The 23,526-nt window shown below is 62.4% G+C and carries 23 protein-coding genes; 10 read left to right on the forward strand and 13 right to left on the reverse strand.

Going from position 1 to position 23,526, the window contains the following annotated elements; all coding sequences use genetic code 11:
• The first annotated feature begins 209 nt into the window (after positions 1-209).
• Positions 210-1,268 (forward strand): IS110 family RNA-guided transposase, encoded by a 1,059-nt coding sequence (locus tag HU764_RS06895; protein ID WP_186683367.1) that lies wholly within the window; start codon positions 210-212, stop codon positions 1,266-1,268.
• Positions 1,269-1,572: 304 nt separating this feature from the next.
• On the opposite strand, the gene HU764_RS06900 is transcribed toward HU764_RS06895, so the two are convergent.
• Both HU764_RS06900 and gloB read right to left on the reverse strand, forming a co-directional pair.
• The gene (locus tag HU764_RS06900) at positions 1,573-3,006 is read right to left on the reverse strand and encodes a lytic transglycosylase domain-containing protein (protein WP_027592830.1); all 1,434 of its coding nucleotides are present in this window, start codon (positions 3,004-3,006) and stop codon (positions 1,573-1,575) included.
• 100 nt (positions 3,007-3,106) lie between these two features.
• Entirely contained in the window at positions 3,107-3,886 is a 780-nt protein-coding gene (gene gloB, locus HU764_RS06905) for a hydroxyacylglutathione hydrolase (protein WP_186703708.1), read from the reverse strand.
• An 85-nt stretch (positions 3,887-3,971) separates the two neighbouring features.
• Here gloB and HU764_RS06910 point away from each other — a divergent pair, with 85 nt between their 5' ends.
• From HU764_RS06910 to HU764_RS06925, 4 genes are all read left to right on the forward strand, one after another.
• Positions 3,972-4,745: a class I SAM-dependent methyltransferase gene (locus HU764_RS06910; RefSeq protein ID WP_186680764.1), complete on the forward strand. Its 774-nt coding sequence runs from the start codon at positions 3,972-3,974 to the stop codon at positions 4,743-4,745.
• A gap of 13 nt (positions 4,746-4,758) precedes the next feature.
• A complete protein-coding gene (gene rnhA, locus HU764_RS06915) occupies positions 4,759-5,205 on the forward strand; it encodes a ribonuclease HI (RefSeq protein WP_027592827.1) in 447 nt (148 codons plus the stop codon).
• 59 nt (positions 5,206-5,264) lie between these two features.
• A complete protein-coding gene (gene dnaQ / locus HU764_RS06920) occupies positions 5,265-6,023 on the forward strand; it encodes a DNA polymerase III subunit epsilon (RefSeq protein ID WP_085272590.1) in 759 nt (252 codons plus the stop codon).
• A gap of 71 nt (positions 6,024-6,094) precedes the next feature.
• Positions 6,095-8,344 (forward strand): Orn/Lys/Arg family decarboxylase, encoded by a 2,250-nt coding sequence (locus tag HU764_RS06925; protein ID WP_186680767.1) that lies wholly within the window; start codon positions 6,095-6,097, stop codon positions 8,342-8,344.
• On the opposite strand, the gene HU764_RS06930 is transcribed toward HU764_RS06925, so the two are convergent.
• Entirely contained in the window at positions 8,328-8,546 is a 219-nt protein-coding gene (locus HU764_RS06930; RefSeq protein WP_027592824.1) for a hypothetical protein, read from the reverse strand. The genes HU764_RS06925 and HU764_RS06930 overlap by 17 nt on opposite strands.
• A gap of 157 nt (positions 8,547-8,703) precedes the next feature.
• Between HU764_RS06930 and HU764_RS06935 the strand changes: the two genes are divergently transcribed.
• The gene (locus HU764_RS06935) at positions 8,704-9,261 is read left to right on the forward strand and encodes an NADPH-dependent FMN reductase (RefSeq protein ID WP_027592823.1); all 558 of its coding nucleotides are present in this window, start codon (positions 8,704-8,706) and stop codon (positions 9,259-9,261) included.
• 40 nt (positions 9,262-9,301) lie between these two features.
• On the opposite strand, the gene HU764_RS06940 is transcribed toward HU764_RS06935, so the two are convergent.
• Complete coding sequence (locus HU764_RS06940) at positions 9,302-11,368, reverse strand: TonB-dependent receptor family protein (RefSeq protein ID WP_186703709.1); 2,067 nt, start codon at positions 11,366-11,368, stop codon at positions 9,302-9,304.
• A 218-nt stretch (positions 11,369-11,586) separates the two neighbouring features.
• On the opposite strand from HU764_RS06940, the gene HU764_RS06945 reads away from it, so the two are divergent.
• Genes HU764_RS06945 through HU764_RS06955 form a run of 3 tightly spaced genes read left to right on the forward strand, consistent with a single transcriptional unit; the run spans position 11,587 to position 12,573 of the window.
• Entirely contained in the window at positions 11,587-11,835 is a 249-nt protein-coding gene (locus tag HU764_RS06945; protein ID WP_186680774.1) for a helix-turn-helix domain-containing protein, read from the forward strand.
• Positions 11,836-11,846: 11 nt separating this feature from the next.
• Complete coding sequence (locus HU764_RS06950; RefSeq protein ID WP_186703710.1) at positions 11,847-12,218, forward strand: head completion/stabilization protein; 372 nt, start codon at positions 11,847-11,849, stop codon at positions 12,216-12,218.
• The gene (locus HU764_RS06955) at positions 12,211-12,573 is read left to right on the forward strand and encodes a hypothetical protein (protein WP_186680776.1); all 363 of its coding nucleotides are present in this window, start codon (positions 12,211-12,213) and stop codon (positions 12,571-12,573) included. Before HU764_RS06950 ends, HU764_RS06955 begins: the two co-directional genes overlap by 8 nt.
• Here HU764_RS06955 and HU764_RS06960 read toward each other — a convergent pair.
• Positions 12,570-12,959 carry a helix-turn-helix domain-containing protein gene (locus HU764_RS06960; protein WP_186703711.1) on the reverse strand — a complete coding sequence of 130 codons (390 nt, stop codon included), beginning with the start codon at positions 12,957-12,959 and terminating at the stop codon, positions 12,570-12,572. The two genes, HU764_RS06955 and HU764_RS06960, sit on opposite strands and share 4 nt — an antisense overlap.
• A 201-nt stretch (positions 12,960-13,160) precedes the next feature.
• On the opposite strand from HU764_RS06960, the gene HU764_RS06965 reads away from it, so the two are divergent.
• On the forward strand, positions 13,161-13,409 hold the full coding sequence (locus HU764_RS06965) for an Ogr/Delta-like zinc finger protein (RefSeq protein WP_081717454.1): 249 nt from the start codon (positions 13,161-13,163) through the stop codon (positions 13,407-13,409).
• A gap of 66 nt (positions 13,410-13,475) precedes the next feature.
• On the opposite strand, the gene nuoN is transcribed toward HU764_RS06965, so the two are convergent.
• The 8 genes from nuoN to nuoG are packed head-to-tail and all read right to left on the reverse strand — an operon-like array spanning position 13,476 to position 23,477.
• The gene (gene nuoN, locus HU764_RS06970) at positions 13,476-14,945 is read right to left on the reverse strand and encodes an NADH-quinone oxidoreductase subunit NuoN (protein ID WP_085272593.1); all 1,470 of its coding nucleotides are present in this window, start codon (positions 14,943-14,945) and stop codon (positions 13,476-13,478) included.
• A 7-nt stretch (positions 14,946-14,952) separates the two neighbouring features.
• Positions 14,953-16,485: an NADH-quinone oxidoreductase subunit M gene (nuoM, locus tag HU764_RS06975; RefSeq protein ID WP_186680783.1), complete on the reverse strand. Its 1,533-nt coding sequence runs from the start codon at positions 16,483-16,485 to the stop codon at positions 14,953-14,955.
• Between the two features lie 40 nt (positions 16,486-16,525).
• Positions 16,526-18,379 (reverse strand): NADH-quinone oxidoreductase subunit L, encoded by a 1,854-nt coding sequence (gene nuoL / locus HU764_RS06980; protein WP_027592816.1) that lies wholly within the window; start codon positions 18,377-18,379, stop codon positions 16,526-16,528.
• Positions 18,376-18,684: an NADH-quinone oxidoreductase subunit NuoK gene (nuoK, locus tag HU764_RS06985; RefSeq protein ID WP_008096201.1), complete on the reverse strand. Its 309-nt coding sequence runs from the start codon at positions 18,682-18,684 to the stop codon at positions 18,376-18,378. Before nuoK ends, nuoL begins: the two co-directional genes overlap by 4 nt.
• 3 nt (positions 18,685-18,687) lie before the next feature.
• The gene (nuoJ, locus tag HU764_RS06990; protein WP_186680785.1) at positions 18,688-19,188 is read right to left on the reverse strand and encodes an NADH-quinone oxidoreductase subunit J; all 501 of its coding nucleotides are present in this window, start codon (positions 19,186-19,188) and stop codon (positions 18,688-18,690) included.
• 10 nt (positions 19,189-19,198) lie between these two features.
• Complete coding sequence (gene nuoI, locus HU764_RS06995; protein ID WP_027592814.1) at positions 19,199-19,747, reverse strand: NADH-quinone oxidoreductase subunit NuoI; 549 nt, start codon at positions 19,745-19,747, stop codon at positions 19,199-19,201.
• An 11-nt stretch (positions 19,748-19,758) separates the two neighbouring features.
• Complete coding sequence (gene nuoH, locus HU764_RS07000) at positions 19,759-20,766, reverse strand: NADH-quinone oxidoreductase subunit NuoH (protein ID WP_027592813.1); 1,008 nt, start codon at positions 20,764-20,766, stop codon at positions 19,759-19,761.
• Positions 20,763-23,477: an NADH-quinone oxidoreductase subunit NuoG gene (gene nuoG, locus HU764_RS07005; protein ID WP_099454799.1), complete on the reverse strand. Its 2,715-nt coding sequence runs from the start codon at positions 23,475-23,477 to the stop codon at positions 20,763-20,765. The genes nuoH and nuoG overlap by 4 nt, the downstream gene beginning before the upstream one ends.
• Positions 23,478-23,526 lie beyond the last annotated feature (49 nt).

Genomic DNA, 23,526 nt, shown 5'->3' on the forward strand with positions numbered 1-23,526 from the left:
GTAACAGCTTGGTGGGGTTGGAAAAAGAGAGGTTTTGAAGGCGGTATTGGCGGGAAAGCCCAGTGCAGGTAACGCTGTACCTGTAATCGATGGACTCGCCCCCGCCGAGGCATCACAGTGCCACGGTGGCGTTCAAAGAAGCCAACGGCAGCGAGGGCGAGACCATGAAGAAGCATAGTTCGAAGCACGATCCCCTGTCTTCCACTGATGTGGAGCTTTGCACAACCCTCTGCGTAGACCTGGCCAAACAGGTCTTCCAGTTAGCAGGCGAGGATGCTACCGGTCGGGTGATCTACGAAAATCGCATCAAATCCCGTCAAAATTTCCATGATTTTCTAATCAAGCTGCCAGTGACGGTGACTGTCTTAATGGAGTGCGGTCCTGGTGCGCAAGCCTGGGCCAGACTACTGCAGGCCAAGGGTAATCCGGTTCGGATCCTGCCTGCGCAACGCGTTGCCGAACACCGCAGCGGCGCGAAGAATGACCGTAACGACGCCCATGCCATTTTGCGTGCCGGTCGCGATACCAGTATTGCCTCAATCCCGATCAAGAGCACTACAGCACTGGCTATTCAAGCGCTGCACCGTGTCCGGCGCGGCAACATCAAGCGGCATACAGCGCTGGGTAATCAGATACGTGGCCTGCTGCTAGAGCATGGCGTCTCCATGCCTCAAGGCGATGCGGCGATCAATTCGCATGTGCCACGGGCTCTTGAAGATGCCTCTTTACCTCTGCCCGACTTGTTGCGCGAGTTGCTCGATGAGCTGCTGACTGACTGGCTCTCTCTGGGTGAACGCATTGCGACGCTGAGTAGGCGGCTTGAAGCGACAGCCCAGGAAGATAAGGTCGCACAGCGGTTGATCACCATTCGTGGCGTGGGCCCAATCATTGCCACGGCGATCGTGGCGAAACAGACCGAGCCTAGCCGCTTCGCCAGTGGCCGAATGTATGCCGCCTTCTTCGGTATCGTGCCCGACCAGCACAGCAGCGGAAACAAAATCAGGCTGGGCAGGATGAGCAAGCGAGGTGATGGCTACATACGCAGCCTGATGATCCAAGGGGCGCATGCTGTCTTGAGTCAGCTAAGGCCTGATTCCGATCAGCCAGACGATCACCGCCTTTTGCGCTGGCTATCCCGCCTTGGACGCAAGGAGGCGGCGATCAGACTGGCTAATCGAAATCTGCGCATTATCTGGGCCTTGTTGCAGAGCGATCAGGTATATCAGCGCAAACCGAACAGCAACTCGGAGGCTGCTATGAGCCTCTGATCAACCGAGCAATGCCACCGGGGCGCCGAGCGCTCCAACCCCTGCTAGTGAACATTGACCCCTGGTAAGACCGTCGCAGACAGATGCCTCTGCTCCTACAGGCCTGATGAATGGCCTCAATGTAAACGGCACGCTGCGAGCTCACCACGATGTTGGCCAGAAGCAAAAAGCTTCCTCGAATAGGCCTGATACATAGATGCAACCGGGTTCCTAAGTTCAAAAGCAGCTAGACAGTGTGGGCGAGTCCATACATAGGAGCAGCCTTGCGACGCGAAAGGGCCGCTGCGCGGCCCCTGGCGTTACATCAATGCGACAGGTAAACCGTCAGCGTCTGACCGGGTTTTAGCGCATGCCCGCTGCGCGGGTTCCAGCGTTTGAGGTGCTTCATCTCGACATTGAAGCGCTTGGCCACGAGGTACAGCGAGTCGCCCTTGCGCACCTTGTATTGGGTTGAACGCTGCGAAGACGCCGCTACCCGGTTGCCCGCGGCGCTCGGCGCATTACCACCGCGCAGTGCCAATACCTGGCCTGCCTTCAGGCTGTTGCCCGACATGCGGTTCCAGCGCTTGATGTCCCGGACCGACACGCGGTTGGCCTTGGCGATGCTGCCCAAGTTGTCGCCCCGTTTTACCCGGTAGCTGCGCGCGGCCGTCGCGGGTGCCTTGGCTTCGGCCACGGCGCGGGCGAACACGGCCTTGTTCGGTTGCAGGCTGACCAATTGCTCAGGCTTGAGATTGGACAGGCTGGCGGACAGCAATTGCGCCTTGGCAGTCGGTACCAGCAGCTGCTGGGGGCCGTCCACGGTCATGCGCTTCTTGAAGGCCGGGTTGAGCTGGATCAGTTCGTCTTCGTCGATGTCGGCAAAGGCGGCAACGCGCGACAGGTCGAGGCGATCATTGATGGCCACCGCCTCGAAGTAGGGTTCGTTGGCGATCGGGTTCAGGTTGACGCCATAGGCGTCAGGCGTGGACACCACCTGCGACAGGGCCAAAAGCTTGGGCACGTAGTCGCGGGTTTCCTGCGGCAGTGGCAGGTTCCAGTAGTCGGTCGGCAGGCCGAGCCGTTCGTTGCGTTCGATCGCACGGCTGACGGTACCTTCACCGGCATTGTAGGCCGCCAGGGCCAGCAGCCAGTCACCGTTGAACATGTCGTGCAGGCGGCTCAGGTAGTCCAGTGCGGCGTTGGTCGACGCGGTCACGTCGCGGCGGCCGTCGTAGAAATTGGTCTGGCGCAGGTTGAAGTGGCGCCCGGTGGACGGGATGAACTGCCACATGCCCGCTGCATGGGCACGGGAGTAGGCCATCGGGTTGTAGGCGCTTTCGATGGCTGGCAGCAGGGCCAGTTCCAGCGGCATGTCGCGCTCTTCGAGGCGTTCGACGATGTAGTGCAGGTAGAGGCTGCCACGCTCGCCCGCGCTTTCGATGAAGCGTGGGTTGCTGGCAAACCACAGGCGCTGCTGTTCGATGCGCGGGTTGACGTCGATGCTGTCCTGCAGGGCGAAGCCTTGGCGCATGCGTTCCCACACGTCCTGCGGCGCCTGCTCGGCTGGTTTGACCAGCAGCGGTGCCGGTTTGTGCTTGATCCGCGCCTGGTAGTTGTGCGCGCGAACGCTATCGGATTCGTCGAGCTGACGGGTGCTCTGGCAGCCCACCAAGGTGGCGGCCAGGGCCAGCGCACTGATCTGGGCCAGGCGCGTCAGGGCGACGGAATGAGAGGTTCTGCGGCTACGGGAAGGCATCGGCTGGGACAGGTTTCCGGGCGAAAAATTTTGGCGATTCTAGAAACCGCTACCCGCCGGGTCAACCGTTGTGCCGCACATGCGATATATCTTGAGGTTATCAGAAGGTGTCCTTCCAAGACCTCAAGGCAGCAAAAACAGCGACATGCGTGGTGTTTGAATGTCCCTTCCATTCGTCTGCTTTTTGTTTAACGGATGTTTCAGTCGTGCGAATAAAGGGGTTCGTCAGGCGTTCCAAGCCGATCGTTGATGGCAATGTGATGCGATTTTCGGCGCGCAGCTGGGTAACCTCGTCGAAGCGTTGCAGAACGTGCAGGTTTTGCGGTTCGACGGCTTTGGCAAAACGCAGGTTGCTCAGCGTGTATTCGTGGGCGCAATACACCTCGGTGTGCTCGGGCAGGGCGGCCAGGCGCTGCAGCGACGGGTGCATCTGTTCGGCGGTGCCCTCGAACATGCGCCCACAGCCGGCCGCGAACAGGGTATCGCCACTGAACAGCAGGGGCGTTGCCGGTTGCGCCGAATAGAAGGCGATATGGCCAAGGGTGTGCCCGGGCACGCCGATGATCTGGAAGGGCACGCCGAGTACCGTGATTTCATCGCCGTCCGCCAGCGCTACATCGCGGGCGGGGATGCGCTCGTTGGCCGGGCCGTAGACCTTGGCATCGGTCAGTTGCTTGAGCCGTTCGACACCGCCGACATGGTCGTTGTGGTGGTGGGTGACCAGAATATCGGTCAACACCCAGTCGGGGTGGGCGGCCAGCCATCGTTCCACTGGGCCGGCATCGCCAGGGTCGACCACCGCACAGCGGCGTTTGGCAGTATCCTGTAACAACCAGATGTAGTTGTCGGAGAAAGCGGGGAGAGCATCGATCTGTATCATGGTGCGGATCCGTATCGCCAAGCGTGGGACATGAGGGCATCTTAGCCGCGATGGCGTGGCGCGAGAACCTTCGAGGGAGAACGCAATGACCGACCAAGCCTTTGCCCAGGCCGACCCCGACTGGGTCGAGCTGATCAGCCTGGCCCGTGAGTGGTTCAACGGCCCGCTCGGGCAACTGATGCTCAAGGAAGAAGAAAAACTGCTGGAAGAAGAGCTCGGGCGCTTCTTTGGCGGTTACCTGGTGCACTATGGGCCCTGCGCCGAAGCGCCGCCCAGCGCCCCTCAGGTGCAACGCAACGTGCGCCTCGGGGCACCGCTGCCGGGGGTGGAGATCGTCTGTGAGGAGCAAGCCTGGCCGTTGAGCGAGCACGCCGCCGACGTGGTGGTGCTGCAGCATGGCCTGGACTTCAGCCTGTCACCCCATGGCCTGTTGCGCGAGGCCGCCAGCGCCGTTCGCCCGGGTGGGCATCTGCTGATCATCGGTATCAACCCCTGGAGCGGGTGGGGCATGCGCCACCTGTTCAGCCATGGCGCCCTGCGCAAGGCGCGCTGTATCTCGGCGTCGCGGGTGGGCGACTGGCTCAACCTGCTGGGCTTCGCGCTGGAGAAACGCCGCTTCGGGTGCTATCGTCCGCCGCTTGCCTCGCCGGCCTGGCAGCAACGCCTGGCGGGCTGGGAACGCGCGGCAGGCAACTGGCAAACCTCGGGCGGCGGCGTCTACCTGCTGGTGGCGCGCAAGATGGTGGTCGGCCTGCGGCCGTTGCGCCTGGAGCGCCGCGAACCCATGGGCAAACTGCTGCCGCTGCCGCTGGCCAAGGTCAACCGTACGGCGGCCAATCCTGATTCTGAAAAGCACTGAACAAGAGTGGTACATGAGCGATAGCGTCGAAATGTTTACCGATGGCGCCTGCAAGGGCAACCCGGGCCCTGGCGGCTGGGGCGTGCTGATGATCTACAAGGGCGTCGAGAAGGAACTGTGGGGCGGCGAACGCGAGACCACCAACAACCGCATGGAGCTGATGGCCGCGATCCAGGGCCTGATGTCGCTCAAGCGTGAATGCGAGGTGGTGCTGACCACCGACTCGCAGTACGTGATGAAGGGCATCAACGAATGGATGGTCAACTGGAAGAAGCGCGGCTGGAAGACCGCCGCCAAGGAGCCGGTGAAAAACGCCGACCTTTGGCAACTGCTCGACGAACAGGTCAACCGGCACAAGGTGAGCTGGAAGTGGGTGCGCGGCCACATTGGCCACCCGGGCAACGAACGCGCCGACCAGCTGGCCAACCGTGGGGTGGATGAGGTGCGCGCCGCGCGCTGAGCTGGGGTACAATCCTCGGCTTTGTCACTTTTGTCACTGAAGCAAGTGGGAGCCCCCGCGTGGAGCAGCAGCAAGATAAACGCCTGGTCATTCTCGATACCGAAACCACCGGTATGCCGGTCAGTGAAGGCCATCGCATCATCGAGATCGGTTGTGTCGAGGTCATTGGCCGTCGCCTGACCGGGCGGCATTTCCACGTCTACCTGCAACCCGATCGCGAGAGTGACGAAGGCGCCATTGGTGTTCACGGCATCACCGACACCTTCCTGATCGGCAAGCCGCGGTTCGCCGAGGTCGCCGAGGAGTTCTTCGAATTCATCCAGGGCGCCACGCTGGTCATCCACAACGCGGCGTTCGACGTCGGCTTCATCAACAACGAGTTCGCCCTGCTGGGCCAGCACGACCGCGCCGACCTTTCGCAGCATTGCACCATACTCGATACCCTGCTGCTGGCGCGTTCCCGGCACCCGGGGCAGCGCAACAGCCTCGACGCCCTGTGCAAACGCTACGACATCGACAACTCGGGCCGTGAGCTGCACGGCGCTTTGCTCGACTCGGAACTGCTGGCCGACGTCTACCTGGCGATGACCGGTGGCCAGACCAGCCTGTCGCTGGCTGGCAATGGCGCTGAAGGTGATAACGAAGGGCAGGGCAGTGGCGGCAGCGAGATTCGCCGCATTACCGGCCGTGCGCCCGGGCGGGTGATCATGGCCAGTGCCGAAGAGCTCGAGGCGCATGCCGAGCGGTTGGCGGCAATTGCCAAGTCGGCCGGGGCGCCTTCGATGTGGCAGGCGTTGACCGAGGCCTCTGCGGGCTAAACCCCAGCACACAAGGCCGCACCTGCAACTACCCTGAAAAGGACAGCCCGTCCTTCAGAGGTAGTTGCCTGATGTACAAGGACCTCAAGTTCCCCATCCTCATCGTCCACCGTGCGATCAAGGCCGACAGCGTCGCCGGTGACCGCATACGGGGGATTGCCGAAGAGTTGAGCCAGGATGGCTTTGCCATTTTGGCCGCAGCGGACCACGCCGAAGCGCGACTGGTCGCCGCCACCCACCACGGCCTTGCCTGCATGCTGATCGCAGCCGAAGGCGTGGGCGAAAACACCCACCTGCTGCAGAACATGGCCGAGCTGATTCGCCTGGCCCGCTTGCGCGCGCCAGACCTGCCGATTTTCGCCTTGGGCGAACAGGTCACCCTGGAAAACGCCCCCGCCGAGGTCATGAGCGAGCTGAACCAGTTGCGCGGCATTCTGTATCTGTTCGAAGACACCGTGCCGTTTCTCGCACGCCAGGTGGCCCGCGCTGCCCACGGCTACCTCGACGGCCTGCTGCCGCCCTTTTTCAAAGCCCTGGTGCAGCACACCGCGCAATCCAATTACTCCTGGCATACACCGGGCCACGGCGGCGGCGTGGCCTATCACAAGAGCCCTGTTGGCCAAGCCTTCCATCAGTTTTTTGGGGAAAACACCCTGCGCTCGGACTTGTCAGTCTCGGTGCCAGAGCTGGGTTCGTTGCTTGATCACACCGGCCCGCTGGCCCAGGCAGAGGCCAGGGCCGCGCGTAATTTTGGTGCCGACCACACCTTCTTCGTGATCAACGGCACCTCCACCGCCAACAAGATCGTCTGGCACGCCATGGTCGGCCGTGATGACCTGGTGCTGGTGGACCGCAACTGCCACAAGTCGGTGGTCCACGCGATCATCATGACCGGGGCCATCCCGATCTATCTTTGCCCGGAACGCAATGAGTTGGGCATCATCGGCCCGATCCCGCTCAGTGAATTCAGCCCAGCTTCGATCCAGGCAAAGATCCAGGCCAACCCCCTGGCCCGTGACCGCGGGCAGCGCATCAAGCTGGCGGTGGTGACCAATTCCACCTACGACGGACTGTGCTATCACGCCGGGCTGATCAAGCAGACGCTCGGTGCCAGCGTCGAGGTGCTGCACTTTGACGAGGCCTGGTTCGCTTATGCGGCGTTTCATGAGTTCTTCGAGGGGCGCTACGCCATGGGCACGGCTTGCGCGGCCGACAGCCCGCTGGTGTTCAGCACCCATTCCACGCACAAGTTGCTGGCGGCGTTCAGCCAGGCGTCGATGATTCATGTGCAGGACGGCGCCAGGCGCCAGCTGGACCGGGACCGCTTCAATGAAGCGTTCATGATGCACATCTCGACCTCGCCGCAGTACAGCATCCTGGCGTCGCTGGACGTGGCCTCGACCATGATGGAAGGGCCGGCCGGGCGCTCGCTGTTGCAAGAAATGTTCGACGAGGCGCTGAGCTTTCGCCGCGCGCTGGCCAATTTGCGTACGCACATCGCTGCCGCCGACTGGTGGTTCAGCATCTGGCAGCCGCCGACGGCAGAAGGCATCCAGCACCTGGCCGCGCAGGACTGGCTGCTGCAGCCAGGGGCAGAGTGGCATGGTTTTGGGGAGGTGGCGGGCAACTACGTGCTGCTCGACCCGCTGAAGGTGACCTTGGTCATGCCCGGTTTGAGCGCAGGCGGTGTGCTGGGCGAACAGGGTATTCCGGCAGCGGTGGTCAGCAAGTTTCTCTGGGAGCGTGGGCTGGTGGTAGAAAAGACCGGCCTGTACAGCTTCCTGGTGCTGTTCTCCATGGGCATCACCAAGGGCAAATGGAGCACCTTGCTGACCGAGTTGCTGGAGTTCAAGCGCCACTACGATGGCAACACGCGGTTGAGCGCCTGCCTGCCCAGTGTGGTGGCAGCCGATGCCTCACGTTATCAGGGGATAGGGCTGCGCGACCTGTGTGACCAGTTGCACGAATGCTACCGCGCCAATGCCACGGCCAAGCAGCTCAAGCGGCTGTTCACGCGTTTGCCGGAGGTGGCTGTCAGCCCGGCCCGGGCGTATGACCAGATGGTGCGCGGCGAAGTGGAGGCCGTCCCGATCGAGGCCCTGCTGGGACGGGTAGCGGCGGTGATGCTGGTGCCGTATCCGCCGGGCATTCCGTTGATCATGCCGGGAGAGCGGTTCACCGAAGCGACCCGCTCGATACTCGACTACCTGGCATTTGCCCGGGCGTTCAACGATGGCTTCCCCGGATTTGTCGCCGACGTGCATGGCCTGCAGAACGAAAACGGTCGCTACACCGTGGATTGCATCAAGGAATACGAATGATCTCGACGCCGGTCTGTGCCAGCTCGAAACGGTTTTCGCCCAGGTGGTTGACCCGATCGCCGATGGCCAGGCGATAGGTAGTGATTGGCGCGCCCAATGTGCTGCCGTCGACCTGGAGGGTCGACTCTTGGAACTCGTGGACGGGGTAGATGCGGCCTTCGGCGTCACGGGCGTGGAATTGGCCGACCATTACTGCTGCCATTTGGGTGAAAACCTCTGAATTACGTAAGAAATGTCTGGAAACATAGACCGTACAAGATACCCGGAAGTTTTCGCCGGGTGGAAAAAAAACCAAAGCGCCGAGAAACGGTCATCTATAACTACAACGTCCTCTTAGCCAGCAAAGGTTGGAAATCGCCATGAGCCAGGTGTATTCGGTAGCGGTCGTCGTCGGCAGCTTGCGCAAGGATTCCTACAACCGCAAGGTAGCCCGCGCACTTTCGGAGCTGGCGCCGTCCAGCCTTGCCTTGAAGATTGTCGAGATTGGCGATCTGCCCCTATATAACGAAGACGTCGAGGCCACCGCGCCAGCGTCCTGGAAGCGCTTTCGTGACGAGATTAGCCGCAGTGACGCAGTGCTGTTCGTCACGCCGGAGTACAACCGTTCGGTGCCGGGTTGCCTGAAGAACGCAATCGATGTTGGCTCACGCCCTTATGGCGAAAGCGCTTGGAGCGGCAAGCCGACGGCAGTGGTGAGTGTGTCGCCGGGGGCCATTGGCGGCTTTGGTGCCAACCATGCCGTGCGCCAGTCGCTGGTGTTTCTCGATATGCCTTGCATGCAGATGCCTGAGGCGTACCTAGGGGGCGCGGCGAACCTGTTCGAGGAATCCGGCAAACTCAACGATAAGACGCGGCCGTTTCTGCAGGGGTTTGTCGACAAGTTCGCTGCGTGGGTGAAGTTGAACAGGGCGGTCTGAAGCCCTGTTCAGGTGCGGGGGCGCATGGCGGCCCCGGCGTTTATCGGAAGCTGTAGGAAACCCCCGCATAAACCCCAAACCCTTCACCCGGCGTCGAGCGGGCAATGTCCTGCCCGGCGTCGTTGTAGCCTGGCGTTACTGTCGCGGCGTAGCGTTTGTTGGTCAGGTTGCGCAGGTCCAGCCAGGTCTGCCAGTCCTGTTTCGGTGAGTCCCAGCCCAGGCGCGCGCCCAGCAAGGCATAGGCGTCGGCGTGATAGCTGTTGGCATAATCCACCTGCACCTTCGACGCCATCTGCGTGTTGACCCCGGCATAGAAGCCGTTGGGCCAGTCATAACGCAGCTCACCCTGGTAGTAGTGCATGGGGATGCCTGGCAGGCGGTTGTCACCGAACTGCTCGTCGTCACGGTAGTGGAAGTCACTGAAGGTGTAGGCCTGGCGCAGGCTCAGCTTGCCTGTGCCTGCTTGCTCCCACAGCGTAGTGTCCAGGCCTGCCTCGACACCCTGGTGCACGGTGGCGCTGGCATTGATCTCTTTGGCCGGCAGGCCTGGCACGATTTCCACGGCCAACAGTTCGTGGCGCACTTGCGAGTAATACCAGGCCAGGTCCCAACGCCCCAACGCCGAGTCGCCGCGCGCGCCGAGCTCCAGCGTGGTGGCTGTCTGATTTTGCAGGTCGATCGGCTGCGTCGCTACCGGTGAGCTCCAGATCAGCGACCAGGGGTGGGGCGGCTCGACCGAGCGGCTCAGGTTGCCGTAAACCTGCAGTTGCGGGCTGATGTCGTAGCGCAGGCCCAGGCGCGGCGCGTAGTCCCAGTCATGCTGGCTGACCTTGCCACCCGTGAGCGGGTAGCTGACGTCGCTTTCGCGGCGGGTATAGATCATCGCCAGGCCGGTGGTCAGCCACAGGTCCGGGATCAGCTCCAGATCGTTGCCTGCATGTAACACGGTGTCCGAGCCCTGGTAGCTGAAGTCGCGGCTGCGTGCGCCGAAGTTATCGCCGCTGGTGCGGGCAAATTGCGAAGCACCACTGTTGGGCAGGTGTTTGGTGGTTCGCCAGCCTAGGGTGGTTTTGCTCTCGCGACCCAGCAGGGTGTCGCGGCGGAAGTAGTTTAGGGTGCCGCTGACATCGGTGTAAGCGACCTTCAGGCGCATCGGGCCTTCGCGCAGGTCCATTGGGAAGTCGTGATAGACCAGCCCGGCTTCCACCCGGGCATCGTCCTTGAGGTAGAAGGTGGTCTTGTTGGCCACCCAGGTGCTGCCCGGTTGCGGGCGGCTGTCGTCGCGCGCCAGGTAGGCCGCGTTGGCGGCACGCGGGTCATGCTTGATCTGGTCCTTGGTCAGGCGCCCGGCCAGGTCGTTCTCGGTTTCCCGGTAGCGCAGGTAGAAACGCGTTTCCAGGTTCGGGTTGAAACGGTAGCCGACGTTCGCGGCAATACCTTTGGCACTGCCACTGCTGTGCACCTGATAGCCGTCGTATTCCGAGTCGGTCAGCGCCACGTAGTAATCGAGGTTGCCCAGCACCTGCCCAGAGCTGATGTGCCGATGCTGATAGCCGCGGCTGCCGACCTCGTATCGCACCTGCAAGGGCGCGGCATCGTAGCCGGTATGGGTGACGTAGTTGATGGCGCCCCCCAGGGCCAGGGCGCCTTGATCGAAGCCATTGGCCCCGCGCAAAACCTCGGCACGGCTCAGCCACAGGGGCTCGAACAGCTCGTATGGGGTACCGCCTGGGCCGGTGAGCGGCAAACCGTCGAACATCGTATAGACCCCGGAGCCGTGCGCCCCGGGTGCCCGGTTGATGCCCGACCCACGGATCGACAGCTTGATACCGTCATTGCCCGCCGACTGCGCGAACACGCCAGGCTGGTAGGCGAGTACATCCTGGTTACTGGCGACCCGGCCTTGCCCCACACGCTGCATGTCCACCAGGTTGCTGGCGCCTGGGATTTCGCGCAAACGCTCGCTGGCGGCCGTCAGTTCGCTTTGCTCCTCGTCGGTGATCAGCACCTGGCCCAACTCGACCGATTGTGCGGCCAGGGCCGGTGGCGTGGCGGTGATGGCAGCCAGCAGGCCAAGGCAAGACGAGAGGGGTAAAACGGAACGCATCGTACGACTCCAGGCGAAAGGCGAATGGACAACGGCGTTGAGACGAGCGAAACGGCGCTTGGAGCACGAAGAACTGCAGTAAATCTCGCGCAACCTTCGTCAGACGGTTTTGTAGGCAAGTTCTTTACAAGTTGCTCGGCTGGAGGGGGGCGGGGTGCTTCGTAAGGTGTTTGCAGATCGGCAGTGATGCCTCTCTCAAACACTCGTGGAGTTCAACGATGAATGACAACGCACGACACTCGCTCGAATCCCTCTCGGATTCACCCATCCACCTGACGCCGCGTGAGCGGCAGGTATTGCTGTGGTGTGCCTACGGCAAGAGCTCGTGGGAAATTGGCCAGATACTGGAGTGCAAGGAGTCAACGGTGAACTTTCACGTTGCCAATATCTTGCGCAAGTTCGATGTGCCTACACGCGTGGCGGCCGTCATCAGGGCGATTCGCTACGGCATGCTCGCCGAGCAGTGAGGGGGATGAACATGAATCAGCGTCCAGCAACTCATCTTGAACCTACTGCCGAAGGGCCCCGGTTCCCAGACTGCCATGACCCGTTCTGGCCGCGCCTGGAGCTGTCGGCATTGCGTGAGCGCTTGCAGCTTCGGCCCGATACCAGCCAGGCGCATTTCGAGGTTGCAGCACAATGCGCCGCTATCGATGCAGCGCGAGAGTTCGCGCGTTGGCGCGCGGCACTGCGTGAGCGGGGCTATAAGCGTCTGGAGGATGTGTCTGGGCACGATCATGGGCGGGCACTGCTGGTTTGTTACACGCGCTTTGTAGAGGCCTCGATCCTGCGAGATCTGCGCGAAGTTCCCCACCGGAAGGCGTCGCGCAGGGGAGGTGCTTATGCGTGAATGCACATTGTTCGAGGGCCTGTTCGTGGCCGCTTTGGAGCTAGTGGGCATGGATGGCACGGTCCTGTTCAGCGCGTTGTTGGGGGCCCTGTTGGTCAGCGCGGCCCGAGACCGCTTGATCACCAACACATCCAGGCGGCTTACGATCTGCAAGAAAGGGCTGCTGGTGTTCGTGACCGTAGGTGTGGGCCACCTGTTCGAGCCCTTGGTGACGTCCCTGGCACCCATGCTTACCCGTGGCATGGCTGCCTTCGTGGCAGCCGTGGTGGTAATCCCGATCAGCCTAAAGGTCATGGCTTCGCTGGATGCGCTGGACCCGAAGGAAATCATCCAGCGTTGGCGACGCAGAGGTTAACGGCTGAGGGTTTCAGGCAGGTGTTTGGCAAGCGCGCTCAGTTGCTGTTCCAGTTGTTGGATACGTTGTTTGTCCTGGATGAGCAGCAGCACCGCCTGGCGGTCGTCTGCAGAAAGCGTGCGTAGCCGCTCGAGCATGTCCCACTCCCAGTCATCCTTTTCAGCGTTGCGATGTTGAACAGGTTCACCCAGCAGCAGCCAGTCGAGGGAGCACGCATGCTGCCTGGCGATTTCTATGCATATTGAGTATGGAATGCTGTCGCGAACCTTCCAGCTGCTCAACGTCTGCGGGCTGATGGCCAGCGCTCTGGATAGCTCAGCATCGGTCTTGCACCCCATCAAAAGCTTCAGGCGCGCAAGTACAGGCGAGAGCAAGTTAGTACTCATAACAAATATCCATGTCTGGTTTAATGATATTCCATGGGCTTAAACTAATCGCTATGAATACAGCCCTGCGTTTTTAAGGAGCATTTCTGCAATGAGAAGCATCAAACCGAAGAATACAGTCACTTATGCAGTAAATACTGACACAACTAAACGATCATTCTCACAGATCAACAGCGTATGTAATGCCAGCAGGTGCCTATCGTGAGTACGTATAAGCTGGTCTGCCCGCATTGCAACAGCCGTATGCGCATACGTACCAGTGAGGGGCGCCATATATTTCTTCGGGTCGCCTACCTGCAATGCACCACCGAGGCCTGTGGCTGGTCAGTGCGAGCCGAGTTTGAAATGACCCATGAACTTTCTCCCAGCGGTATGCCCAACCCTGAAGTCCACCTGCCATCGGCCAATGGCGACCTGCGCAGGGCCGCATTGCCTGAAGCGGTCGAGTAGACAGCCCCTTTGGCGCAGAAAAAAAAACACCCCGCATGAGCGGGGTGTTTTGTCTTGCAGGGCTGATCAGCCGATCAGTTGCAGGCCGGCCTGCTGAACCATTTCCAGCAGCGGTTGCGGGTACACACCGAGCACGAAGGCCAGGATAGCGATGGCCAGCAGCATGACGCCGCCGGTGCGCTGTTCCCACTTCAGCGGGGCATCGTGACGACGCAGGTTTGGCTCGACCAGGTACAGGGTGACCATGACGCGCAGGTAGTAGTAAACACCGATGGCGCTACCGATCACCAAGGCGCCGACCAGCCACCACAGGTGCGACTCGACGCCGGTGGCGATGATGTAGAACTTGCCGATGAAGCCTGCAGTCAGCGGGATGCCGGCCAGCGACAGCATCATCACGGTCAGCACGGCAGTCAGGTACGGACGGCGCCAGAACAGGCCACGGTACTCGTACAGGGCGTCAGCATCACGGCCGCCGTAAGGCGAGGACATCAACGTGATGACGCCGAAGGCACCCAGGCTGGTGATCACGTAGGTGACCAGGTACACGCCCATGGCTTCCAGGGCCAGGCCCTTGCTGGCGACCAGGGCGATGACCAGGTAACCGAAGTGGGCGATCGACGAGTAACCCAGCAGACGCTTGAGGTTGCTCTGGGTCAGTGCCAACAGGTTACCGACCAGGATCGAAGCCACCGCGATCACCGCCAGAACGGTGCTTAGCACGCCGCTGCTGGCAGCAGGGGAGAGCATGAACAGGCGCACGACCACGGCGAATACCGCAACCTTGCTGGCGGTGGCCAGGAACGCAGCGACGGGCGCCGGAGCACCTTCGTACACGTCCGGGGTCCACAGGTGGAACGGCACCAGCGACAGCTTGAAGGCCAGGCCGACCAGCATCATGCCCAGGCCCAGTTGTGCGACCAGGCTTGGCATGTTGGTGGCTGCCAGGGCTTTACCGATCTGGTCGAAGCTCAGGCTACCGGCATCGGCGTAAAGCAATGCCATGCCGAACAGCAGGAAGGCAGAACCTGCAGCCGACAGCACCATGTACTTGATGCCGGCTTCCAGCGAACGCTTGTTGAAGAAGGCATACGCCACCAGGCCATAGACCGGCACCGACAGCAACTCCAGGCCGATGAACAGGCCGGCCAGGTGGTTGGCACTGACCAGCACCAGGCCACCCAGTGCCGACATCAGCAGCAGCAGGTAGAGTTCTTCACGGTTGCCCGGGAAGCCTTTGGCGCCTTCGCCAAGGTAGGCATGGGCCAGCGTGACGCAGGCCAGCGTGGCCACTAGGATGATCGCCATGTACAGGCAGGCGAACTTGTCGATGGTGATCAGCGAGGTCACCGCCAGGGGCGCGACCTTCAGTGCTGGCAAGATCGACAGCAAGGCCAGGTTCAGGCCCACGGTGGACAGTAGGAAGGTCTGCGAGTGGTTGCGCTTCCAGGCGATCGCCAGCATCACCACCACCGTGGTGATGGTGGTGATCAGCATCGGCGCCAATGCGATGAAGTGTTGAGTGGTGAATTCCATAGCGCTCTTACCGGGCCGAAGCGAGTTGAGTGAAAGCGGAACCAAGCCACTGCTGCACACCGCTCATGGTGGCGGCAGAAGTGTCGAGGAACGGCTGCGGGTACACACCAAGCACGATCAGCAGCACTGCCAGGCCCAGCACCATGATCAGCTCGCGGCCGTCCATGCCGGCCAGCACGGCGTCGCTTTTGCTTGGGCCGAAGTAGGCGCGGTGGATCATGATCAGCGAGTAGACCGAGCCGAAGACCAGGCCGGTGGTGGCGATCACGGTGATCCACGGCACGCTGGCGAAGCTGCCGATCAGGATCAGGAACTCGCCGACGAAGTTGCCGGTGCCTGGCAGGCCCAGCGATGCGGCGGCGAAGAACAGGCTGATCGCAGGCAGGTAGGCGATGCGGTGCCACAGGCCGCCCATTTGACGCATGTCACGGGTGTGCAGGCGCTCGTACAGCTGGCCGGACAGGATGAACAGCGCGGCTGCCGACAGGCCGTGGGCCAGCATCTGGATCACCGCGCCTTGCAGGGCTTGCTGGCTGCCGGAGTAGATACCGATCAGCACGAAGCCCATGTGCGAAACGCTGGAGAAGGCGATCAGGCGCTTGATGTCGGTTTGCGCGAAGGCCAGGAAGGCACCGTAGAAGATACCGATCAGGCCCAGGGTCATGGCGATCGGCGCAAACTCGGCCGAGGCGTTCGGGAACAACGGCAGGGCGAAGCGCAGCAGGCCGTAGGCCGCCGTCTTCAGCAAGATACCCGCCAGGTCCACGGAACCTGCAGTCGGTGCCTGGGCGTGCGCATCAGGCAGCCAGGAGTGGAACGGCACCACCGGCAGCTTGACCGCGAAGGCGATGAAGAAGCCCAGCATCAGCACGTACTCGACACCGGCCGGCAGTTCGGCCTTGAGCAGATCGCTGTAGTTGAAGGTGAGTACGCCGGTGGTGTTGTAGTTGACCAGCACCAGGCCAAGGATCGCCACCAGCATGATCAGGCCGCTGGCCTGGGTGAAGATGAAGAACTTGGTTGCAGCGTAGATCCGGGTCTTCTTGCCGTCTGCGGAGCTGTGACCCCAGAGCGCGATGAGGAAATACATCGGCACCAGCATCATTTCCCAGAAGAAGAAGAACAGGAACAGGTCCAGGGCCAGGAACACACCGACCACACCGCCCAGGATCCACATCAGGTTGAGGTGGAAGAAGCCGACGTGGCGCTGGATCTCTTTCCAGGAGCACAGTACCGACAGTACACCGAGCAGGCCGGTCAGCAGGATCATCAGCAGCGACAGGCCGTCGAGGGCCAGGTGGATGCTGATGCCGAAGCGCTTGATCCACTCGACTTTGTATTCGAGTGCCCAGGCAGGTTCGGCGCCCGGAGCAGGGGCCAGGGTGTAGTCGCCGGTGCCCCACAGGTACAGGCCGATGCCGAGCAGCAGGGACATGGTCAGCAGCGCGATCCAGCGCGGCAGGGTGGCGCCGAAGCGCTCACCCAGCCAGCACAGGAAGCCGCCGATGAAGGGGATCAGGATCAGCCAAGGCAAAATCATGACGGGTTGGTTTCCTTTGGCAAAGTCGCAAGATTCATAGTCATACCGCGGCCACTACCACAGCGCCGAGTACCAGCACGGCGCCGACGGCGATCGAGGCGGTGTACCAACGCAGCTGGCCGGTCTCGGTCTTGCTCATGGCGACGTGGCCGCCACGGGCCATCCGAGGGATCAGGCCGATACTGCGGTCAACCGGGTCCTTGCGCAGGATGTGGCTGATCAGCAGGTAAGGTTTGACGAAGAGCTTGTCGTAGATCCAGTCGAAGCCCCAGGCAGCGAACCACCAGGCCGACAGGACGCGGCCGATGCTGCTGTTGGCGACGGCGCTGACGAAACGACGCTTGCCCAGGAACAGCAGGGCCGACAGCAGGATACCGGCGATGGCGATGGCACCCGAGGCGATCTCCAGCGAGTGCTTGGCGTCGCCACCGGCATGGCCGGCGCTTTCAGGCAGTACACCGGCCAGTGGCGGGGTGATCCAGGCGCCTACGAAGGTCGACAGCACGATCAGCACGCCCAGCGGCAGCCAGTGGCTGATGCCGTGGCCCGCGTGGGCTTCGGTCTTGGCTTCGCCGTGGAAGGCGATGAAGATCAGGCGGAAGGTGTACAGCGAGGTCATGAACGCACCGACCAGGCCGGCGTACAGCAAACCGGTGTTGCCGCTGGCGAAGGCTTCCCAGAGGATCTCGTCCTTGGAATAGAAGCCCACGGTGACGATCGGCAGGGCAGCCAGGGCGGCACCACCGACCACGAAGCTGGCGTAGGCCAGCGGCAGTTTCTTCCACAGGCCGCCCATCTTGAAGATGTTCTGCTCGTGGTGGCAGGCAACGATCACCGCACCGGAGGCAAGGAACAGCAGGGCCTTGAAGAAGGCGTGGGTCATCAGGTGGAAGATCGCCGCGTCCCAGGCGCCAACGCCCAGGGCCAGGAACATGTAGCCGATCTGGCTCATGGTCGAGTAGGCGAGGATACGCTTGATGTCGGTCTGAACCAGCGCGGCGAAGCCGGCCAGTACCAGGGTCACACCGCCGACTACGCCGACCAGGTGCAGGACGTCCGGCGCCAGCAGGAACAGGCCGTTGGTACGGGCGATCAGGTATACGCCCGCGGTCACCATGGTTGCGGCGTGGATCAGTGCCGAAACCGGGGTCGGGCCCGCCATTGCGTCGGCCAGCCAGGTCTGCAGCGGCAGCTGGGCCGATTTACCGACCGCGCCACCCAGCAGCATCAGGGTAGCCAGGACCATCCAGGTGTCACCCGCCTGGAACTTCTGCGGTGCCAGCACCAGCAGTTCCTGCACGTTCAGGGTACCCAGCTGGGCGAACAGGATGAACAGGCCGATAGCCATGAACACGTCGCCGATACGGGTGACGATGAAGGCCTTGAGTGCTGCGTTACCGTTGTTGCGGTTGCTGTAGTAGAAACCGATCAACAGGTACGAGCACAGGCCCACGCCTTCCCAGCCGAAGTAGATGAACAGCAGGTTATCGCCCAGCACCAGGAACAGCATGCTGGCGATGAACAGGTTGGTGTACGAGAAGAAGCGCGAGTAACCGGCTTCGCCACGCATGTACCAGGACGCGAACAGGTGGATCAGGAAGCCTACGCCGGTGACCACGCCGAGCATGGTGACCGACAGGCCGTCCACGTACAGGGTGAAGTTCGGCGCAAAGCCGTCCACCGACATCCACTGCCACAACAGCTGGCTGTACGCACCGCCTTCAGGCGGGGCGACATTGAACTGCCAGATGACGTAGGCGGCTGTCGCGGCCGAGAGGCCCACCGAGCCGACGCCGATCAGGGCGGACAGGTTCTCCGAGAACCGCCCGCGCGAGAACGACAACAGCAAGAAGCCGATCAGGGGGAAGACGAAAGTCAGGAAGATAAGGTTCATCCGCGCATCTCACTGGCAGCATCGATGTCGAGAGTGTGGAAGCGGCGATACAGCTGCAGCAGGATAGCCAGGCCAATACTGGCCTCGGCGGCTGCCAGGCTGATCACCAGAATGAACATCACCTGGCCGTCGGGTTGGACCCAACGGGCACCGGCGACGATGAACGCCAGGGCAGAGGCGTTCATCATGACTTCCAGGCTCATGAGCACGAAGAGGATGTTGCGGCGGACCATCAGGCCAACCAGACCTAAGCAGAACAGGATGCCGGCGACCGCCAGACCATGCTCGAGAGGGATAGCACCCATGATTTACTCCTTCGCCTCAACGCGGCCCAGGTGGAAGGCGGTGACGGCTGCGGCGAGCAGCAGCATCGACGCCAGTTCGACCACCAGCAGGTACGGGCCGAACAGGCTGATGCCCACGGCCTTGGCGTCCACGGTGGTACCGCTGATGGCTGCGCCGCTTGGGGTGACGAACAGCACGTACAGCAGCTCGAGCAGCAGCAGGGCGGCGAGGATCACCGGCCCGGCCCATATGCCAGGCTTGAGCCAGCCGCGCTCCTGGGCGACCGACGCCGGCCCCAGGTTGAGCATCATTACCACGAAGACGAACAGCACCATGATGGCGCCGGCGTAGGCGATCACTTCCAGGGCGCCGGCGAACGGCGCACCCAGGGCGAAGAAGATCATTGCCACGGAAATCAGCGAAATGATCAGGTAGAGCAGGGCGTGCACGGGGTTGGTGCCGGTCACCACCCGAAGGGTGGAGACCACGGCGATCCCGGATGCGAAGTAGAAAGCGAATTCCATCTTTCTGTCCTTATGGGAGCAAGCTCTTCACGTTGATCGGCTCGGCTTCGTTCTGTGCAGAACCTTTCGGCTTGCCAGCGATCGCCATACCCGCAACACGGTAGAAGTTGTAGTCAGGGTTCTTGCCGGGGCCGGAGATCAGCAGATCTTCTTTCTCGTACACCAGGTCCTGACGCTTGAACTCGGCCATTTCGAAATCCGGAGTCAGCTGGATCGCGGTGGTCGGGCACGCCTCTTCGCACAGGCCGCAGAAGATGCAGCGCGAGAAGTTGATGCGGAAGAACTCGGGGTACCAACGACCGTCCTCGGTCTCGGCCTTCTGCAGCGAAATGCAGCCGACCGGGCAGGCCACCGCGCAGAGGTTGCACGCTACGCAGCGCTCCTCGCCGTCGGGGTCGCGGGTGAGGACGATGCGGCCGCGGTAGCGCGGCGGCAGGTACACCGCTTCTTCGGGGTACTGCAGGGTGTCGCGCTTGCGGAACCCGTGGGAGAACACCATGGCCAGGCTGCGCAGCTGAGTGCCGGTGCCCTTAACGATGTCGCCGATATACTTGAACATGGGTCAAATCCTCACTGGGCCGCGACGGCTGGCGTGTTGTAAAGCACGATCGCAGCGGTCACCAGCAAATTGATCAGGGTCAGCGGCAGGCAGAACTTCCAGCTGAAGTCCATCACCTGGTCATAGCGTGGGCGCGGGATCGAGGCGCGCAGCAGGATGAACAGCATGATGAAGAACGCGGTCTTCAGCGCGAACCACAGGAACGGCACCTGAGGCAGCAGGTCGAACGGACCGTGCCAGCCGCCGAAGAACAGGGTCACCAGCAGCGCCGAGATGAGGATGATGCCGATGTACTCACCGACGAAGAACATGCCCCATTTCATGCCGGCATACTCGATGTGGTAGCCGTCGGCCAGTTCCTGTTCCGCTTCCGGCTGGTCGAACGGGTGACGGTGAGTCACGGCGACGCCAGCGATGAAGAAGGTGCAGAAGCCGAAGAACTGCGGAATGATGAACCACAGGTTCTGGGCCTGGTATTCAACGATGTCGCGCATGTTGAACGAACCCACCTGCACCACCACGCCCATCAGCGCCAGGCCCAGGAACACCTCGTACGAGACGGTCTGTGCCGAGGCCCGCAGGCTGCCCAACAACGCGTACTTGTTGTTCGACGACCAACCGGCGAACAGCACGGCGTACACCGACAGGCCGGCCATGGCGAAGAAGAACAGCAGGCCGATGTTCAGGTCGGCGACGCCCCAGCCCGGTGTGATCGGGATGATCGAGAAGCCGATCAGCAGGGCGCTCATGGCCACGACCGGCGCCAGGGTGAAGATCATCTTGTCGACGAAGGGCGGGTTCCAGTCTTCCTTGAAGAACATCTTCAGCATGTCGGCGGCGATCTGGAACATGCCGAACGGGCCGACACGGTTAGGACCGTAGCGGTCCTGCCACCAGCCCAGCAGGCGGCGCTCGACGAAGCTGAGCAGCGCACCGCAGACGACTACGGCCAGCAGCACCACGATAGCCTTGACGACCTGGATGATCACATCGATCACTTCGGGGGTGAACCAGCTCATTGTGCTGCCTCCTGCAGGCCTTCGACGGGTGCACCGAAGATGGCAGGCGGAATGCCAGCCAGGCCTTTCGGCAGCGCGACCAGGCCAGCGCCCAGCTCTTCATTGATGCGCAGCGGCAGACGCAGTGCCACGCCCGCCACGTTGAGGCTGAGCAGCGCACCTTCGTTGACGCCCAGGCGGTCCGCTTCGGACTTGGCCAGGCCAACGTAGGCAGCTGGGATGCGCTCTTGTACCGGGGCGGCGCGCGAGGAGTTCTCTTCGCTGCCGAACAGGTGGAAGAACGGCACGGCGGTCCAGGTGCCACGGGCCGGGTTGAATGCGCCCGGGATGGCGTTGAACCAGTTCAGGCGATCACCTTGCGATTCGATCAGGCGCACGCCCGGGTCACCGGCACGCAGATGGCCACCGACCTCGTCCTGGAACTTGTTCCAGGCTTGCGGCGAGTTCCAGCCCGGCGACCAGGCGAACGGCACTTGTTGGCGCGGTTCGACGGAGCCCGAGTAACCTTCCATCGAGAAGGCGAACGCGGTGTCCTTGTCTTGCGGGGTACGCGGCTCGTGCACGCTGATGTTGGCGCGCATGGCGGTACGGCCGGAGTAGCGCAGCGGCTCACGGGCCAGTTTCATGCCCTTGATGCGGAACGCGGCGGAAGGCGCTGCGTTGACGATGCCAGCCAGTTGTGGGGCGGCTTCGGCGCAGGCGCTGGTGACGTGGTCCAGTTGGGTCCAGTCGACCGGCTTGTTCAGCAGGGTCGCACGCAGGGCGTGCATCCAGCGCCAGCCTTCGTGGACCAGAATGCTGCTGTCCAGGTATTGCGGGTCGAACACCTGGAAGAAGCGCTGGGCGCGGCCTTCCTGGCTGACCAGGGTGCCGTCGCCTTCGGCGAACGAGGCTGCCGGCAGCACCAGGTGAGCGCGTTCCAGGGTGGCGGTGTTGGAATGGTCGGCAACGATCACGACTTTGGCTGCAGCCAGGGCGGCATCGACCTTGGCGGCCGAGACGCGGGTGTACAGGTCGTTTTCCAGGACCACGATGGCGTCGGCTTTGCCGCTGATGACCGCGTCCAGCGCGGCATCGACGGACTCACCGCCCAGCATCGCCAGGCCGAAGCTGTTGGCTTCAGGCACGACCAGGCTCAGCGAACCGTTTTTCTCGCGCAGCTTCAGGGCCTTGGCGATGTTGGCGGCGGCTTCGATCAGCGCCGGGTCGGCCAGCGAGGTACCGGCAACTACCAATGGGCGCTTGGCCGCAACCAGGGCATCGGCGATGCGCTGGGCCAGGGCCTTGGCTTCTTCGTCCAGGCCTGCAACGGCCGGGGCGCTCGGGTCGATGGCGTGGGCCACGGCGAAGCCGATGCGGGCCAGATCAGCCGGGGCTGCGTGTACGCATTCTTCAGCGACGTCATCCAGCTTGGTTTCAGCCAGGCTGGCGATGAACAGCGGGTACAGCGCGTGCTGGCCGATGTTTTTCACCGCGGCGTCCAGCCAAGGCTGCACTTTCATCGCCTCGGCCATGGCTTCGGCCTTGCCTTTGGTGGCCTGGCGTACGGACAGGGCAACGCGGGCGGCGGTCTGGGTCAGGTCTTCGCCAAGCACGAACACAGCGTCGTGGTCTTCGATGTCGCGCAGGGTCGGCACCGGCAGCGGGCTGTTGTTCAGCACGTTCAGGGCCAGGCGCACACGGGCCAGTTCGCCCGCTTCCATGCCCGAATAGAAGTAGTCGGCACCGACCAGCTCACGCAGGCCGTAGTTGCTTTCGAGGCTGGCGCGCGGCGAGCCGATACCGACGATGGTGCGCCCGCGCAGCAGGTCGGCGGCCTTGTCCAGTGCGGCGTCCAGGCTCAGCTTGGTGCCATCGGCCAGGCGTGGCTGGCGGGGGCGGTCGGTGCGGTTGACGTAGCCATAACCGAAGCGGCCGCGGTCGCACAGGAAGTACTGGTTGACCGAGCCGTTGAAGCGGTTTTCGATGCGACGCAGTTCACCGTAGCGCTCGCCGGGGCTGATGTTGCAGCCACTGGAGCAGCCGTGGCAGATGCTCGGTGCGAACTGCATGTCCCACTTGCGGTTGTAGCGCTCGGAGTGGGTCTTGTCGGTGAACACGCCGGTCGGGCAGACCTCGGTCAGGTTGCCGGAGAACTCGCTTTCCAGCACGCCGTCTTCAACGCGGCCGAAGTACACGTTGTCGTGGGCGCCATAGACACCCAGGTCGGTACCGCCTGCGTAGTCCTTGTAGTAGCGCACGCAGCGGTAGCAGGCGATGCAGCGGTTCATCTCGTGTGCGATGAACGGGCCGAGGTCCTGGTTCTGGTGGGTACGCTTGGTGAAACGGTAGCGGCGCTCGTTGTGGCCGGTCATTACCGTCATGTCCTGCAGGTGGCAGTGACCGCCTTCCTCGCACACTGGGCAGTCGTGCGGGTGGTTGGTCATCAGCCATTCGACGACGCTGGCGCGAAACGCCTTGGACTCTTCATCTTCGATGGAGATCCAGGTGCCGTCGGAGGCAGGGGTCATGCAGGACATGACGATACGACCACGGGTGTCGTTTTCGTCGGTGTACTGCTTGACCGCGCACTGCCGGCAGGCGCCAACGCTACCTAGCGCGGGGTGCCAGCAGAAATAAGGGATGTCGAGGCCGAGCGACAGACACGCCTGTAACAGGTTGTCTGCACCGTTGACTTCGAGCGCTTTGCCGTCTACGTGGATAGTGGCCATTGTTCAAAGTTCTTCGTTGGCCCGCGTGAGCGGGCGTGGCTAATGGAAA

It is taken from the genome of Pseudomonas kermanshahensis, assembly GCF_014269205.2.
Lineage (GTDB): Bacteria > Pseudomonadota > Gammaproteobacteria > Pseudomonadales > Pseudomonadaceae > Aquipseudomonas > Aquipseudomonas kermanshahensis.

What these genes read in the sequence shown, in the direction of transcription:
- HU764_RS06950 (WP_186703710.1), top strand. Translation starts at nt 11,847, where the DNA reads ATGAATCAGCGTCCAGCAACTCATCTTGAACCTACTGCCGAAGGGCCC.
- HU764_RS06900 (WP_027592830.1), bottom strand. Translation starts at nt 3,006, where the DNA reads ATGCCTTCCCGTAGCCGCAGAACCTCTCATTCCGTCGCCCTGACGCGC.
- nuoN (WP_085272593.1), bottom strand. Translation starts at nt 14,945, where the DNA reads ATGGAATTCACCACTCAACACTTCATCGCATTGGCGCCGATGCTGATC.
- nuoK (WP_008096201.1), bottom strand. Translation starts at nt 18,684, where the DNA reads ATGGGTGCTATCCCTCTCGAGCATGGTCTGGCGGTCGCCGGCATCCTG.
- HU764_RS06960 (WP_186703711.1), bottom strand. Translation starts at nt 12,959, where the DNA reads ATGAGTACTAACTTGCTCTCGCCTGTACTTGCGCGCCTGAAGCTTTTG.
- HU764_RS06940 (WP_186703709.1), bottom strand. Translation starts at nt 11,368, where the DNA reads ATGCGTTCCGTTTTACCCCTCTCGTCTTGCCTTGGCCTGCTGGCTGCC.
- HU764_RS06935 (WP_027592823.1), top strand. Translation starts at nt 8,704, where the DNA reads ATGAGCCAGGTGTATTCGGTAGCGGTCGTCGTCGGCAGCTTGCGCAAG.
- nuoM (WP_186680783.1), bottom strand. Translation starts at nt 16,485, where the DNA reads ATGATTTTGCCTTGGCTGATCCTGATCCCCTTCATCGGCGGCTTCCTG.
- rnhA (WP_027592827.1), top strand. Translation starts at nt 4,759, where the DNA reads ATGAGCGATAGCGTCGAAATGTTTACCGATGGCGCCTGCAAGGGCAAC.
- HU764_RS06945 (WP_186680774.1), top strand. Translation starts at nt 11,587, where the DNA reads ATGAATGACAACGCACGACACTCGCTCGAATCCCTCTCGGATTCACCC.
- nuoI (WP_027592814.1), bottom strand. Translation starts at nt 19,747, where the DNA reads ATGTTCAAGTATATCGGCGACATCGTTAAGGGCACCGGCACTCAGCTG.
- gloB (WP_186703708.1), bottom strand. Translation starts at nt 3,886, where the DNA reads ATGATACAGATCGATGCTCTCCCCGCTTTCTCCGACAACTACATCTGG.
- nuoG (WP_099454799.1), bottom strand. Translation starts at nt 23,477, where the DNA reads ATGGCCACTATCCACGTAGACGGCAAAGCGCTCGAAGTCAACGGTGCA.
- HU764_RS06910 (WP_186680764.1), top strand. Translation starts at nt 3,972, where the DNA reads ATGACCGACCAAGCCTTTGCCCAGGCCGACCCCGACTGGGTCGAGCTG.
- HU764_RS06925 (WP_186680767.1), top strand. Translation starts at nt 6,095, where the DNA reads ATGTACAAGGACCTCAAGTTCCCCATCCTCATCGTCCACCGTGCGATC.
- nuoJ (WP_186680785.1), bottom strand. Translation starts at nt 19,188, where the DNA reads ATGGAATTCGCTTTCTACTTCGCATCCGGGATCGCCGTGGTCTCCACC.
- HU764_RS06955 (WP_186680776.1), top strand. Translation starts at nt 12,211, where the DNA reads ATGCGTGAATGCACATTGTTCGAGGGCCTGTTCGTGGCCGCTTTGGAG.
- nuoH (WP_027592813.1), bottom strand. Translation starts at nt 20,766, where the DNA reads ATGAGCTGGTTCACCCCCGAAGTGATCGATGTGATCATCCAGGTCGTC.
- nuoL (WP_027592816.1), bottom strand. Translation starts at nt 18,379, where the DNA reads ATGAACCTTATCTTCCTGACTTTCGTCTTCCCCCTGATCGGCTTCTTG.
- HU764_RS06930 (WP_027592824.1), bottom strand. Translation starts at nt 8,546, where the DNA reads ATGGCAGCAGTAATGGTCGGCCAATTCCACGCCCGTGACGCCGAAGGC.